The following is a 15363-nucleotide window of genomic DNA, read 5'->3' as shown; positions in this document are numbered from 1 at the left end:
TTGTAGCAATTTGGATGCCACTACCAATTTTGCGCAAAATGCGTACAGGTAAGAGACTATCACGTGATCCACATCACAACTCTGTCGAAATTTATCCAGACATTTTGTCACACACTGGTTTTTGCGTGACCCATACTGACCAAATTAGGCAACATCAATGATAGAATGTTACGCTAATGAGTCAAAATGTCTTGCCGAATAATTCTATGAGCCAAATTGATCCGCCACTGAAACCACTGCCGTCTGCGGTATCGGTATTGATCGTCGACGATGAACCGGGAATGCGTAGTTTCCTCAGCAAAGCGCTGGCCAAGAAATTTGCGTTGGTCGAAACCGCCGCCAGCATCGAAGAGGCGGAACAGTTGCGCAGCCGCTGCCATTTTGATCTGTTGATCGTCGATATTCGCTTACCGGGACGTTCCGGCATTGAATGGCGTGAAGCACTGGACGATCAAGAACGTCGCTCCGACATCATTTTTATGACCGGCTATGCCGACATGGATGTGGCAATTCAGGCACTGCGTGCGGGAGCATCTGATTTTATCCTGAAGCCATTCCATCTGGATCAGATGATGCAGTCGGTGGATCGCTGTATTGAACGGCGACTGCTGAAGCGGGAAAACCTGATGTTACGCCGCGAGGTTTCCGCCGGTTACTCCTCCTCCATCATCGGCAACAGTGATGCCATGAAAGAGGTAAAACGCATCATTGAACGCGTGGCGCCCACCAACTCAGTCATCCTTATTGAAGGGGAATCTGGCACAGGCAAAGAGCTGGTTGCCCGGCAGTTGCACCTGCTCAGTGGCCGTCAAGGGCCGTTCGTGCCAGTAAACTGCGGTGCCATTGCCCCTGAACTGCTAGAGAGTGAACTGTTTGGTCACACCGCCGGTTCATTCACCGGTGCTAAAGGTAATCGCGAAGGTCTGTTCAGTTTCGCCTCTGGTGGCACCATTTTTCTCGACGAAATCGGTGAAATGCCACTGAAGATGCAGACGTCACTGTTGCGGGTGCTGGAGCAAAAATCCATTCGCCCGGTCGGCAGTGAGAAAGAAGTGGCGATTGATGTCAGGGTTATCGCCGCCACTAACCGTAAACTGGCCGAAGAAGTGGAAGCCGGAGAGTTCCGTCGCGATCTGTTTTATCGACTAAATGTACTCAATATCGTGATCCCGCCGTTGCGTAATCGCCCCGAAGATGTGGTGGAACTCACCCATCACTTTACCCGGCAGTTGGGCGCAGAACTGGGGGTACGCGAAGTGGTATGGAGCCATGAAGATCTGCTGAAACTACAGCAATATTCTTGGCCCGGAAATATCCGCGAGTTACGCAACATGATTGAACGTTGCCTGCTACTGGGTAAACCACCCGCTGAATATTGGAAAGATCTGCCCAAAATAGAACAACCAGTGCAGACCGGTTACCCGTTAGATTGGCCATTAAAAGATGTAGAACGCGATCATGTCACAGCCGTAGTTGATGCTCATGGCGGCAACAAATCAGCCGCCGCCAGAATTCTGGGAGTCTCACGTAAAACATTAGATCGTAAATATAAAGAGTGGTTTGACACCGACCCAGACGCGGAGGATTAAGTGTCTCTGTTCCAGCGGTTTTTCGGCATAACCTGGCGGCAGATGCGGGCCAAGGTGCGCTATCGCATTTTGATCCTGACACTGCTGCCGATCCTGCTGACACTGGTGAGTCTGGTGTTTATCACGATTTACTGGAATATCAGCTACACAGGCAAGCAGCTGTTTATGAAGGTAAAAGCCGATCTGACGGTGGCAATAAACACACTGTCGTCGGTACAAGAACATCAGGAAAAGCAGCTAGAAAGAGTCATGCACTCTTATGAATTCCAGACCGCTTTTCGCGCCGTAGAAAATGGCGATAATCAACAGCTGGAAAACATTCGCGAATTTCTACAGCAACAACAGAAATTACTGAATCTGGATTTTCTGCGACTGGTGAGTATTGATAACGTCGCCGGAGATCCTCAACTACGCCAGATGTTACCCAGAGTTATCGGCCACCAGGCGTATTCCGGGCTGATGGTGCTGGGAGTCTCCGAACTAACGCGCATAGACAGTAATTTAGCCCAACGTGCCCATGTTCCAATAGTGGTGACCCCAAGGGCACAAGCCCCTAAAAACACAGAAGAAAACCGTGGGCTCTTGAGTCGTAGTTTGTTACCCGTACCCGATGCCCAAGGACATGTTGGTTGGTATCTGGACGGTGGGATACTGATCAATGGCGATACTCGTATCGTCGACCATATCCGCGACTTGGTGTATGACCGCGGGACACTGCCGGATCACTCCATCGGCACAGTGACTATCTTCCTCGACAACATTCGTATCAGTACCAATGTGCCGCTGAATATAGGCCCAGGCCACGATAGCATGCAGGGCCGGGCACTCGGCACGCTGGTCTCTGAAGAAGTCCGGCAAAAAGTGCTGGATCAAGGCAAGCTGTGGATCGACAGAGCATTTGTCTATAACGACTGGTTTATCTCCGCCTATGCCCCGCTAGAAGATATTCGCGGTAAACGTATCGGCATGATCTACAGTGGTTTTTCCGAAGCTCCCTTCATCCATAACTATCTGCTGAATATTATTGAACTCGGCACCATATTGATGTTGGTGTTGCTGGTCTCCGGCATGCTGGTGTATCGCGGTGCTTACAGCTTGTTGCAGCCCATTGAGCGCATTCATCATGTGGTTAACGCCGTACAGTCTGGTCACAACATGCGCATCGGTGCACTGGGGCTGGATCGGGACAATGAACTGGCAAATCTGGCTGAGCAGTTTGATCGGATGCTGGATCTGTTACAACACCGCAATACGCAAATCCAGGCGGCTGCCGAACAGTTGGAGATGAAGGTCGAAGAACGTACCCGCAGCAGCAAGAAAAAACCGAAGAACTCCAGAAAAACGTTAAGCTGCTGAATGAAACCCGTCACCAACTGGTCACCAATGAAAAGCTCACAGCGCTGGGGGAACTTACCGCAGGCATCGCTCATGAAATCAATAATCCCACCGCGGTGATCCTCGGCAATATGGAGCTATTGCGTTATGAACTGGGCGATAATGCCAAGGTTGTAGAAGAAGAGATTAATCTTATTATTCAGCAAGTTGGCCGTATCAGTACCATTATCCGCAGTTTATTACAGTACAGCCGGCCAGGCGAATTTAACGCACCGTTAGAGATCCAGCAATTGACCCCCATCATTGAAGAGATGCAGTTGCTGGTGCGTCACTCGCTTGGCAAGCAGGAAGTGGTGTTATTGCCTGAACTCAATGCCAGCTACCCGGTAGAAGTCAATCGACCGCAGTTATTGCAAGTATTGATCAATATGGTGATGAATGCCGCGCATGCGATGGATGGCAAAGGCCGCATTTGGCTGCGTACTTATGACTGGGTAGTAAAAGGTAAACCGATTGGCGCCAGAATTGAGATTGAAGATGAGGGCCGCGGCATCCCCGCAGAGCAGATGGGGCGCATTTTTGACCCGTTTTATACCACCCGCAAAGATGGTACTGGCTTAGGCTTATCATTGAGTTACGGGATCATCAACCGCATAGGTGGCACGATCGATGTTCGTTCCATCGTCGGAACTGGCACACTCTTCACCATCACCTTGCATCACCAAGCCAAAGAACCGTTTAACCCACCCGTAGATGATCCACTGTTTGGCAAAACTGAGCATAGCGATTAATAGATAAAAAAAGACCGGGTTATTAACCCGGCCACAAAGAGTGTGTGAGCAATGTCGTGCTTTGCAAACTCAGGAACACCATAATTCGAAGTCATTACCGCAAAACTTGTCATTAAGGATGAGTTTTGGAACGCAACTTAATAGTAATAATTCTCATTTAGATTCGCAAGCATTATTTTGATCTTTTTTCATAGTCGATTATCACCCACACTGCACGACAAGATCCGGCTAATCTGTGCCATGCTGCGTCCACTGCTCTGTTGCCAATGATTAAACACAGCCTGCACCTGATTCAGGCCACTTGCCGAGGTAAAACTAGCATCCACTAACTGCTGCGCCTTAAAATAACCTTTGACATCTTCCGTCAGCAAAAAGTATCCTTGCCAATATTCCGCAGAAAATATGGGCCAGTATTGCCGCCCAATCTGGCACCACGCTGTTTCAGCTGTTGCCACAAGCCCGTAATCTCTTCTACTGGCCACAGCGCAATATAACGCGCCAGACTGCCATGTTCCTGAGCGATTTCTCTTACCATCAAGGCATTGTCATAAATCGCCTGTGTTTTTTAAGATGGCGGATAAGCTGCGGATCTGCGGCACGTTGCTGGATCTGTTCCGGTGACAGCATCAGTATTTTCAGCGGCTCAAAATTAAAAAATGCCTGTTGGTACAGCGGCCATTTATGCTCCACCACTTTCCAGACAAAACCACTCTGAAACACCTGCTTGCTCATTGCCGATAACAATTCGGCATCGGCATACTGTTGTAACTCTTCTGGAGTCAACACGGCTGGTAGCAGGCTTTCGAGCCGTTCATCGCCGCCCTTGCGTTCACTGGCACGGGCATATATCTCATCAAACGCTTCAGGTTTATTCATGGTATGTGTCCCTACCTGACAACCACCGGGGAGCCAGACATGCCGCCCCTGCGTGGCGAAATTAAATAATCAGTGTTTAACTTATAGTTTTGGTTACTCTGGCTAAACAGGCAACCCTTATGGACGCTTTTCAGTTATATCGCATGCTGGTATTTGCCACCGTTGTGGAGCAAGGCTCACTCACTGCGGCGGCAATGGCGCTCAACATCAGCCGTTCTATGGTCAGTCAACACCTGAAAAAACTGGAACAACGCCTCAATTGTCGTTTACTCAATCGTACGACCCGCAATATCAGTCTGACAGACAATGGCCGGGAATTCTTCCGTAATTGTGCCGAATTACTGCAACTGGCAAAACAAGCCGAACAACAGCGAGCGCCAGCCCCGCAGCGCTGTTTGGTACTATCAGTATCGCGACCACGGCCGATATTGCTCAAGCGTTACTCATCCCGTTACTGCCCCGTTTTCAGCAACAGCAGCCACACCTGCAACTGAATTTATGGCTTGATCTCCCATTAACCGAATTACGGCTACGACAACCGGATCTGTTGTTATGTGCAGAAGCAACCGCAACACCAAGCGGTGGCACGGCATTAGCGCAATTTACTCAACACTTAGTAGCGTCTCCGGCTCTATTGGAACGTTACGGTAACCCGTTACACCCCGACCGTTTGGGGCAATATCCCTATTTGAGCAATGGCACTGAACTGCTGCCACAACTGCTGGCACTGCAGGGGCCGGTAGCAGAAGCACTACAGGTGCGGCTAACGCCTATCATTTGTTGTAACCAATTACTCGCATTACGGGAACTGGTACTACAAGGAATGGGGATTGCCGTATTGCCAGAATATCTGTTGGGTGAACAGTTGCTCAAACAACTGCATTGGCTGCTGCCTAATTATCAGTTGGCAACAGTGACACTGCGCAGCTATCTATCTTGCACAGAGATCTTGCCCCCGCGCATGCAAGTGTTGCTGGATTTTTTACAGCAACAACTGGGGCGATCGGCCATGAACCGCTAAAGTTATAGGGACGCGTTTGCCGGAGGGCACCATGGAGCTTTATTACTACCCGTTGTTTCGCCATTCGCAAAAAGTATTGCTGGCGATGTTCGAAAAACAGCTGAGTTTTCTGCCTCGGGTGACCGATTTGCACGATCCGCTGCAACGGCGAGCCTTTGCCGAACTGCAACCTCTGTGTCGTCTACCCCTGCTGATCGCCAGCGACGGCAGCCAGTTACCCGAATCCAGCATCATAGTGGAGTATTTGGATCACATAGGAGATAGCGGCAGTAAGCTACTCCCGGACGCCGCCCCGCAGCAGTTGCAGGTGCGACTGTATGATCGACTGATAGACAATTACCTCAGCTATCCACTGCTGCAATTGGAACAACAACAGAGATTACCGAAAGAGCTGCAACAACCTTTATTGCAACGACAACTAGAAAACCGTATTCGCACCTTACTGGAACAGCTAGAACAGCAATTAGAGCAGCACCATTGGTTGTGTGGCGAAGGCTTCACCATGGCCGACTGTGCGCTCATTCCCAGTCTGGCGGCATTACCAACGCATTTTAACCTATTGGATTTTCCGGCACTGGGCAGCTACTGGTTGCATGCCCAGTTACGTGGCTCCTGGATGCTGGTACAGGATGAGGTTGAACAATTACAGCAACGCCAGCAAAACGGCCAACGCACGTCCTGATTGCTTATGCCTGATTTTGCTGCTTTTTGGATTGCAGTAACTGTTTCCAGGTCAGCACATCCTCTGCCAGTTGTGGCATATTTCCCTGATATTGTGCGGCTTGCAGCAGCTCTGTCGTGGCAATTTTGCGGCCCTGACAGACGAACAAACCTCTGACATTAGCAATGGCGTGCAGCCCTCGCTCACTCACAAACCGCTGTTCAATGTAAAAATACTTTTCGTCCCAGCCCAGTATCCGGGTATCGATATGAAATTTACGTAATGGTTTGATATCCCTGATAAAGGTGAACTCAGACGCGTTGACTACCGGCAACCATTTACGTTGCAGAAAGGGCTTCAACAACCCCATTTCTGCCAGCATGAAAGTGCGTGCTAAATCCATCAGTGCCGGATAACGGGCGTTGGTCAGGTGCATATTGATGTCGCAATCTGTTGGCCAGGCGCGGAAAGCTAAACGGGAAACTTCAAGGAAATCAATACTGCGGGCATGACGCATGCGCCAGAGTAACAGCCAAAATAGCCGGAAATACAGGTTCATCGCACTTGCTCAGTTGCCATAATTGAGCTCAGGCTAACAGAGGTCTTACCAGTCAACAAGTGTTAACTAGATCACAAAAGGCGCCAGAAGGCGCCTTTCATATTCATACATCACACACGTTTCAGGCAGCAATCCCGGAATGACGTAACAGCGCATCAATGCTGGGTTCTCGCCCACGGAAACGCACAAACAGCACCATGGGTTCTTCTGAGCCGCCTTTTTCCAGAATGTTATGCAGAAAATCACGGCCAGTCTGTTGGTTAAACACGCCCTCTTCTTCGAAGCGAGAAAACGCATCAGCAGAGAGCACTTCTGCCCATTTGTAGCTGTAGTAACCCGCCGCGTAACCACCGGCAAAAATATGTGAAAAACCATGCTGGAACCGGTTAAATGCTGGCGGGATCACTACGGCTACTTGCCGCCGCACATCATCGAGCGTCTGTTGGATATGTGGGCCTTTGGCAGGGTCGTATTCTTGGTGTAGACGGAAATCGAACAGTGCGAACTCCAGTTGCCGCAACATCATCATTCCTGACTGGAAATTCTTGGCGGCCAGCATCTTATCCAGCATCGCTTTCGGCAAAGGCTCGCCGCTCTGATAATGACCGGAGATCTCTGCCAACGCTTCCGCTGACCAACACCAGTTTTCCATAAACTGGCTTGGCAATTCCACCGCATCCCAAGGCACGCCATTGATACCGGAAACCCCGCCAACATCTACTTTGGTCAGCATATGGTGAATGCCATGACCAAATTCATGAAACAGGGTAGTCACTTCGTCATGGGTGAAGAGCGCCGGTTTATCCCCCACTGGACGGTTAAAGTTACAGGTGAGGTAAGCGACAGGCCTTTGCAAACCATGACGGGTAACGCGACGGCCACGGCAATCATCCATCCAGGCACCGCCACGTTTACCTTCGCGAGCATAGAGGTCGAGATAGAAACTGCCACGATGTTCGCCAGTTTCATCAATCAATTTGAAAAAACGCACATCTTTATGCCAGCGGTCAAATGTCTGCTGTTCCTGCACATCGATCCCAAACAGGCGCTTAACGGTGTAAAACAAGCCATGCAGCACTCGGTCTTCTGGGAAATAAGGGCGCAACTGTTCTTGCGAGATCTGGTATTTATGCTGCTTCAGTTTTTCGGCGTAGTAACTTAAATCCCAGGCCGCCAGTTCGGTTACGCCGTATTGCGCTTTCGCAAACGCCTGCAACTCTGCCAGTTCGGCCTTGGCCTGTGGCTTCGAGCGCAGTGCCAATTCATTCAAGAACGCAATGACCTGTGCTGGCGATTCCGCCATTTTGGTTGCCAGAGATTTCTCCGCAAAGGTGTCAAACCCTAGCAATTGCGCCAATTCATAACGCAGGCCGAGTATTTCATCCATCAACGGGCCATTATCAAACTTGCCCGCATTAGGGCCTTGATCAGAAGCTCGGGTGACAAACGCACGATAGCACTCTTCACGCAACGCACGGTTGTCGCTGTACATCATCACCGGCAGATAGGAAGGATAATCCAGCGTGAACAGCCAGCCGTCCAACGCTTTTGCTTCGGCCATGGCTTTGGCAGCATCCACAGCAGATTCAGGTAACCCGGCCAGTTCAGCCTTATCGGTGATCAATTTATGCCAGGCGTGAGTGGCATCCAGTAATTGGTTGGAAAATTTACTGGTCAGCTCTGACATCCGCTTTACGATTTCGCCATAGCGCGCTTTTTGCTGATCTTCCAGACCAATGCCAGATAATTCAAAGTCACGCAGGCTATGTTCAATAACGGTTTTCTGTGCCTGTGTCAGTTCGGTAAAAGCAGGCGATGCATGCAAGGCTTTGTAAGCCTGATACAACCCCTGATGCTGCCCAACATAAGTGCCATATTCCGATAACTGTGGCAGGCAAGCGTCATGGGCCGCACGCCAAGCTTCGTTACTGACCACCGCATTCATGTGCGAGATCGGCGACCAGATCTGGCTCAGTTCGTCATCCACCTGCTCCAGTGGTGCCACCAGATTGTCCCAAGTATATGGGCCGCCACTCGCGAGGACTTCATCAATTTTAGCGCGACATTTCGCAATGGCCTGAGCTACTGCAGGCTGAATATGTTCCGGTTTTATACTGGAAAATGGTGGTAATTCATTGGCTTGCAGTAAAGGGTTGGTCATGGTCAGTCCTTAGTAAAAATGATGCTAGGCAATGTGTCTATAGATAAGGCCTCACTCGCTGTTTATCAAGGTAATTGCACAACAACTTAGTGGCACGAGTCGTCCTCTAACAGGGACACAGCGGCAGGTCGCGGAGCTAAGTCACAAATTATTGTTCATATATTCGGCAATTATCAGTAATGCTTTTGCGATCATAAATAAGAGTTATTATTATTTACAGTTATGGAGCTGTTAATACAATGACCCCGTCAACAGATGCAGGTCAGTAAGAAGGTCTCCATGATGAAGTGCGTAATAGCAGCATTGTCGCTGCTGGCAGCAAGTACGGCGTTTGCCAGTAATGACAGCGAAACAATGGTCTATATGGATTGGCAAAGCCATTATGTCTCAGAAGGACGCAACAACCTGCCACACAGTGGTATTGCCTGGAGTGGTATCGAGCATACCGATGGCGCCTGGTTATGGTATGAACGCCAAGGCTTTGGCGATAGCCGCAATTTTGTAGAGCTGAATTTAGGGTTCATGTATCAATTCACACTTCCCGCCGATTTTGCCTTGGCAACCGGATATAAACGGCTGGAATTTTTCGGGGATGAGCGGTGTAGCGACAACGAACTGTCTGCCGAACTCTCTTACAATGGTGTTGATTGGTTGACACCCAACCTAGCATATACCTACGCCACAGAAGCGCATGGGGCATTTGTAGAATTCAGTCTTACTGGCAGTTGGCAAGCCGCTGAACATCTCACCATCTCACCTTACATCATGCAGGGCTGGGACATGGGATTTGCCTCGCGGCGTCACGATGGTCGTAACAACTTTCAGTTTGGCGTAGAAGCGGCTTACGACATCACCGAACAACTAAACGTGGCACTGCAGCTCAATCGCAGCCTTGGCCAAGGCGATATTGAACAACAAGCGCGCGATGAAGATTGCATAGATGATCCCAATCAAACATTTGGTGGCATAGTGCTGAGTTATCGTTTCTAAGCACTAGCAACTGGCAATAACACGACTCGGCACCTAAACTTCCACGGTCGATGGAACGACCTCTCGGGAGGCAAGGAATGCGCCGCCAACAACTGCTCATCATCTTTATCACGGTATTTCATGTGGCGTTTGTCACAGCATTAACCGCAACCGAACTCAATAACCGGACCCCAAGGCCACAAAACCGCGCCGTTGATGCTGATGGCAAGCCGCTGCCAATCCCCACACAGTTCAAGGCCGCATTGGAATATCAGTCATCTGAGGCGGTAACGCCAGTTATCACCTCAGGAAGTAGCCAAAAGTCACGCCAAGCCGCGTCCCAATCCACCCCCGCTATTGCCGACGATGCCAGTTGCCGCTGGTTACATAAGCGCATGACAAATCTAAAAAATCGTCTGCAAAGTAGCAGCCACATTGACGGTTACCTGCAAGCAGAACTGTCACAGTACCAACAACAATGGTCATGTTTAAAGTGCGCTAATGGCGGCCCCAGCAGTGCCGACCTGTCACGTTGCCGCCTCTAGTGCGCAATCATTACGCCGCTGGTCAGCGGCAACATTTCTCCCTACAATGGCGGTCTTGATGGCAGCAACGGCTGCTACTAGCGGCAACAGATAGACAAGCACGGGAGTTATCACATGACCCAACATTTCGACTATATCTGCCTCGGAGCTGGCAGCGGCGGCATCGCTTCTGCTAATCGCGCGGCAATGCGTGGCGCCAAAGTGTTGCTGATAGAAGCAAAACAACTGGGCGGCACCTGTGTCAACGTGGGTTGTGTTCCCAAAAAAGTGATGTGGTACGGGGCGCATATTGCGGAGGCGATGAAACTGTACGCCGCCGACTACGGTTTTGATGTCAGCATTAATCGCTTTGACTGGAATACGCTGGTACAGAGCCGCGAAGCTTATATCGACCGCATCCACGGTTCTTATGAGCGCGGCTTAGCAAACAACCAGGTGACACTGGTTCAAGGCTACGGCAAGTTCATCAATAACCACACCATTGAGGTAAACGGCGAGCAGTACAGTGCCGACCACATTCTGCTAGCAACTGGCGGACGGCCAACCATTCCAGAGATCCCCGGTGCCGAATACGGCATAGATTCCGATGGTTTTTTCGCTCTGCGCCAACAACCTAAACGGGTTGCCGTAATTGGTGCCGGATATATTGCCGTCGAAATCGCCGGAGTACTGCACGCATTAGGCAGTGACACGCACCTGTTTGTTCGTAAACATGCGCCACTGCGTAACTTCGACCCTATGTTGTCTGCAACCCTGGTGGAAACCATGGCCGCAGACGGCCCGACTTTACATACCGAAAGCATTCCTAAAAGCATCAGCAAAAACAGCGATGGCAGCCTGACCTTATTACTGGAAAACGGTGAACAATATCAGGTGGACTGCCTGATCTGGGCGATTGGTCGGCAGCCTAACACGGCTAATCTTGGCTTAGAGCATACTGAGGTAGAACGTGATGCCCACGGTTATATCATTACCGATGGTTGGCAAAATACCTCGGCCAAAGGGATCTATTGTGTAGGTGATATCATGGCGGGTGGTGTGGAACTAACACCCGTGGCCGTCAAAGCGGGAAGACTGTTGTCGGAACGGCTATTTGGCGGCATGCCACAAGCAAAAATGGATTACGAAAACATTCCCACCGTGGTGTTCAGCCATCCACCCATAGGGACTATGGGGCTGAGCGAACCTGACGCCAAAGCGCGTTTCGGCGAAGATAACGTTAAAGTTTATACGTCTAGTTTTACCGCCATGTACACCGCAGTCACCTCACACCGCCAGCCCTGCAAAATGAAACTGGTGTGTGTCGGCCCCGAACAAAAAGTCGTGGGCATCCATGGCATCGGCTTTGGTATGGACGAAATTCTTCAAGGCTTTGGCGTTGCTATCAAAATGGGGGCCACTAAAGCCGATTTTGATGCCGTCGTCGCCATCCATCCAACGGGTGGCGAGGAGTTTGTTACCATGAGGGGTTAGTGTAGGAAAAGCATCTTACACACATAAATAAATCTGGAAAAAAATTACTCACTGACTGTACTGTGTATGGTCAGTGGTTTTCTAGGTGAATTCGGGAATAATCATAATTAATTCCTTTTAAATTATTTTTTATAAAATGTATTTCTAACTAAACCATAATGGGATGAACTATAAACAAGCTGGTCATACTCATTTTTCCTCTTTGGACAAGAGTCTCTGTCGGTTATTCCTAAAATCACTCCTTTTGCTAACCAACCTTTTTGATTGTGAATATTCACGGACTTACTCAATACCGTACCATCCGATTTTCTTACTATGATCTTCTCTTGGATATAAATAGGCCCAATTTGTGACAAAGTTTTTTTAACCCAATTAATCTTAAAATCTTGCATAAAACGCTGTTTATCTATTAATAGTTTTCTATCATCGATAAAAAAACCATTATCAACACGCACAAGTTCACGTCTATCTTTAGGTATTGGTATAAAATACTCGTCCCCTAACCCGACACGCTCGTAAATAAACTGGCCTGTAAGTCCCTCTTCATTACAGTACTTATCAAACAATAAGTTAGATAAAACCCTATCGCCATAGCAACCTGTAAAACTGCCGACAATGAGAATGAACCCAATAAATTTTTTCATTAGTTTTCTCCATAATTAGAAAGCTAACGCTCACGCGCTCCCTCACTCACACCTCGCATTAACGGCGCTAATTGGAATGGACCTCGTTCAGTAGACATCCTATGACTATTATTTGAGCATAGGAGAACAGCCATGAGCAATCAGAGATATAGCCCCGAATTTAAAGATGAAGCAGTAAGACAGGTCATTGACCGGGGATACTCAATCAGCGAAGTTGCTGAGAATTTAGGGGTATCCCAGCACAACCTTTATAAATGGGTTAAAGCCTGCCGTCCATCACCCGAGCATTCAAAAGACAACGAGTTGCTCGAAGCTAAAAAGGAAATCCTTCAATTACGTTCTCAACTCAAGCGTGCTGAAGAAGAAAGGGATATTTTAAAAATACCCGAGGGGCACACTGAGGCCGCAAGGTACTTTGCAAGACAGCCAGAGTAAAGTACCAGTTCATTAACGAACATCGTCGTATGTTTCGCATTGCGGTTATGTGCCGCGTACTCGGTGTTGCCAGGGCTGGCTATTACTTTTGGTTGAACAGCCGCTGTCAGATAGAGCGCTGGAGGACCTTCGTATCCTCAAGCTAATCAGGGACTCTTATGGTGCCAGTCATGAAGTCTATGGTTATCGGCGTATCCATCTTGATCTCAGAGAGCTCGGAGAAACCGCCGGTAAGAATCGCGTACTGAAGATCATGCGTCATCTCATGACATCAAAGCGGTCCGGGGCTATAAACGGCATCGATATGGCGCAGGACGGCCTTCAATTGTGACGCCTAACTTGCTACAGCGGGAGACGCCAAATCAAGTGTGGGTGACAGACATTACCAATATACGTATTTGGCAGGGCTGGTTATACCTTGCCGTGGTCATGGATTTATATGCCCGGAATATCGTCGGTTGGTCGATGAAACCGACCTTGGCCCGAGAGATTATGATTGACGCGCTCCTGATGGCTGTTTGGAAACGTAAACCCAAAGGAACGGTTATGGTACATTTGGATCAAGGCTCTCAGTATGGGAGTGACGATGGGCATCGCTTTTATCGGACTCATGACCTCATGCCCAGTATGAGTCACAGAGCGAACTGTTGGGACAACGCGGTAGCCGAATCATTTTTCAGCATTTTGAAGAAAGAACGGATTAAAAAGCGCATCTATAAAACACGCGATTTAGCTCGAGCCGATATCTTTGACTATATCGAAGTGTTTTATAATCGTAAGCGTAGACACAGTCACCTCAGCGGTATGAGCCCGGACAATTTGAACAGCCTTATTTTGAGGCATCAGGGTGTCAATGAAATACGGGCCATTCCAAAAAGCGAGTTTAATGCTGAAAGATATCAGCCTCTCCTTCCATTGAAAGTACATCTTAAAGAAGTGACTAACTTTCTGGAAACTGATAGCATCAACACTCAAATTTTAGGGAAAATAGCTAAAAATTACTATTTTTCTGGAAAAGGCTAGTAAGCCTTATCATGTAATCCTTTCCAGATTTATTTCAGAACCCAGCTGTGTTGGTAACCGTTTACTATGAGATAGCATTGCTACGGGTAAAATGAGAACGGCAGTAACCCAATCTCAGGTTGCAAGCCTCCAAGCTCTCCGGCAGAATGCCGCTGATACCATTTTGGGGAAGACATGAAGGCATTTACCGCAACGCTGCTGCTCACGTTACTGCTGATACTCAGCGGCTGTAGCTCTGCGCCTTCGCAACCATCCATGCCAGAGGCTGCTCCAGTGGTCAATCCGCTGTCAGCCGATGACCTCAAAACCGTACAACAACAATGGCAAGGCGTGCCCTACCGTCTTGGCGGCAGTAGTAAAAAAGGCATTGATTGTTCAGGCTTTGTCGCCGTAACGTATCAGCAACTGCTCGCCATGTCGTTACCACGGACAGTAGAAGAACAGGCCGGATTAGGCTACGCCGTAACCCGAGCCCAACTGCGTAGCGGTGACTTGCTATTTTTCAAGACGGGCCGGATACGACGTCACGTAGGTATCTACCTGAGCAACGGTGAGTTTATGCATGCCTCAACGAGTCAGGGCGTGACTATCTCCTCACTCAACAATGACTACTGGCGCCGTCATTACTGGCAGGCCAGACGTTTACAGCCCTAATATATTTTTTATAAGCGCATGATTAAACTCGCGCCAGGGCACCATCTTTAGGGAGTTTTCTTATGGGAACAGCCAAAATCGGTATCGTCACCGTCAGCGACCGTGCGAGTGCCGGCGTTTATGAAGATCTTTCTGGCAAAGCGATTATTGATACCCTCAATGAATATCTGCTCAGTGAATGGCAAGCGGTCTATGAAGTGATCCCTGATGAGCGAGAACTGATTGAAGCGACACTGAAACGCCTAGCTGACGTTGAGGGTTGCAGCCTGATTGTGACCACCGGCGGCACTGGCCCAGCCAAACGGGATGTTACGCCAGAAGCCACAGAAGCGGTATGTGATCGCATGATGCCCGGCTTTGGCGAGTTGATGCGTCAGGTGTCGCTGCAATATGTGCCAACTGCTATTTTGTCACGCCAGACTGCGGGATTACGCGCCGACACGCTGATTGTTAACCTGCCAGGCAAACCTAAATCCATCCGTGAATGCCTGGATGCGGTGTTCCCAGCGATTCCTTATTGCATCGATCTGATGGAAGGCCCCTACTTGGAATGCAATGAAGCGGTAATCAAGGCATTTCGCCCGAAAAATAACGCCATCGACAAACAACGCCGGATGACTTAGCGCC

At 49.2% G+C, this 15363-nt stretch carries 12 protein-coding genes and 3 pseudogenes; 11 read left to right on the top strand and 4 right to left on the bottom strand.

Annotation, left to right across the window (positions count from 1 at the left end; genetic code table 11):
• The first annotated feature begins 206 nt into the window (after window positions 1-206).
• Together KHX94_RS09470 and KHX94_RS09465 are read left to right on the top strand one after the other, a co-directional pair.
• The gene (locus KHX94_RS09470) at window positions 207-1589 is read left to right on the top strand and encodes a sigma-54-dependent transcriptional regulator (protein ID WP_213683200.1); all 1383 of its coding nucleotides are present in this window, start codon (window positions 207-209) and stop codon (window positions 1587-1589) included.
• A pseudogene (locus KHX94_RS09465) lies at window positions 1590-3715 on the top strand (sensor histidine kinase).
• Window positions 3716-3903: 188 nt separating this feature from the next.
• On the opposite strand, the pseudogene KHX94_RS09460 reads toward KHX94_RS09465, so the two are convergent.
• Window positions 3904-4591, bottom strand: a pseudogene (locus KHX94_RS09460) (DNA-3-methyladenine glycosylase I).
• Window positions 4592-4710: 119 nt separating this feature from the next.
• On the opposite strand from KHX94_RS09460, the gene KHX94_RS09455 reads away from it, so the two are divergent.
• From KHX94_RS09455 to KHX94_RS09445, 3 genes are read left to right on the top strand one after another with little or no spacing between them, the layout of a single operon-like run.
• On the top strand, window positions 4711-5085 hold the full coding sequence (locus tag KHX94_RS09455; protein WP_213683199.1) for a LysR family transcriptional regulator: 375 nt from the start codon (window positions 4711-4713) through the stop codon (window positions 5083-5085).
• A complete protein-coding gene (locus KHX94_RS09450; protein ID WP_244859438.1) occupies window positions 4983-5612 on the top strand; it encodes a LysR substrate-binding domain-containing protein in 630 nt (209 codons plus the stop codon). The genes KHX94_RS09455 and KHX94_RS09450 overlap by 103 nt, the downstream gene beginning before the upstream one ends.
• Before the next feature lie 31 nt (window positions 5613-5643).
• On the top strand, window positions 5644-6294 hold the full coding sequence (locus KHX94_RS09445) for a glutathione S-transferase family protein (RefSeq protein WP_213683198.1): 651 nt from the start codon (window positions 5644-5646) through the stop codon (window positions 6292-6294).
• A 4-nt stretch (window positions 6295-6298) separates the two neighbouring features.
• Here KHX94_RS09445 and KHX94_RS09440 read toward each other — a convergent pair whose 3' ends face one another.
• Both KHX94_RS09440 and prlC read right to left on the bottom strand, forming a co-directional pair.
• Entirely contained in the window at window positions 6299-6832 is a 534-nt protein-coding gene (locus tag KHX94_RS09440) for a thioesterase family protein (protein ID WP_213683197.1), read from the bottom strand.
• 121 nt (window positions 6833-6953) lie between these two features.
• A complete protein-coding gene (prlC, locus tag KHX94_RS09435; RefSeq protein WP_213683196.1) occupies window positions 6954-8993 on the bottom strand; it encodes an oligopeptidase A in 2040 nt (679 codons plus the stop codon).
• 279 nt (window positions 8994-9272) lie between these two features.
• Here prlC and KHX94_RS09430 point away from each other — a divergent pair, with 279 nt between their 5' ends.
• From KHX94_RS09430 to gorA, 3 genes are all read left to right on the top strand, one after another.
• Entirely contained in the window at window positions 9273-9983 is a 711-nt protein-coding gene (locus KHX94_RS09430) for a hypothetical protein (protein ID WP_213683195.1), read from the top strand.
• A 77-nt stretch (window positions 9984-10060) separates the two neighbouring features.
• Window positions 10061-10507: a hypothetical protein gene (locus KHX94_RS09425; RefSeq protein WP_213683194.1), complete on the top strand. Its 447-nt coding sequence runs from the start codon at window positions 10061-10063 to the stop codon at window positions 10505-10507.
• A gap of 114 nt (window positions 10508-10621) precedes the next feature.
• Window positions 10622-11980 carry a glutathione-disulfide reductase gene (gene gorA / locus KHX94_RS09420; RefSeq protein WP_213683193.1) on the top strand — a complete coding sequence of 453 codons (1359 nt, stop codon included), beginning with the start codon at window positions 10622-10624 and terminating at the stop codon, window positions 11978-11980.
• Between the two features lie 122 nt (window positions 11981-12102).
• Here the strand turns inward: gorA and KHX94_RS09415 are convergent, their stop codons facing one another.
• Window positions 12103-12624 (bottom strand): hypothetical protein, encoded by a 522-nt coding sequence (locus KHX94_RS09415; RefSeq protein ID WP_213683192.1) that lies wholly within the window; start codon window positions 12622-12624, stop codon window positions 12103-12105.
• A 132-nt stretch (window positions 12625-12756) separates the two neighbouring features.
• Here KHX94_RS09415 and KHX94_RS09410 point away from each other — a divergent pair.
• The 3 genes and pseudogenes from KHX94_RS09410 to mog all read left to right on the top strand — a co-directional run.
• Window positions 12757-13875, top strand: a pseudogene (locus KHX94_RS09410) (IS3 family transposase); the annotation flags it as partial.
• A 381-nt stretch (window positions 13876-14256) separates the two neighbouring features.
• Window positions 14257-14736 carry an NlpC/P60 family protein gene (locus KHX94_RS09405; RefSeq protein ID WP_213683191.1) on the top strand — a complete coding sequence of 160 codons (480 nt, stop codon included), beginning with the start codon at window positions 14257-14259 and terminating at the stop codon, window positions 14734-14736.
• A gap of 62 nt (window positions 14737-14798) precedes the next feature.
• Entirely contained in the window at window positions 14799-15359 is a 561-nt protein-coding gene (mog, locus tag KHX94_RS09400; RefSeq protein WP_213683190.1) for a molybdopterin adenylyltransferase, read from the top strand.
• Window positions 15360-15363 lie beyond the last annotated feature (4 nt).

Origin of the sequence: Shewanella dokdonensis (assembly GCF_018394335.1) — a bacterium.
In the GTDB taxonomy this organism is placed as follows: Bacteria; Pseudomonadota; Gammaproteobacteria; order Enterobacterales; family Shewanellaceae; genus Shewanella; species Shewanella dokdonensis.
This window is presented reverse-complemented; position numbering and strand designations above follow the sequence as displayed.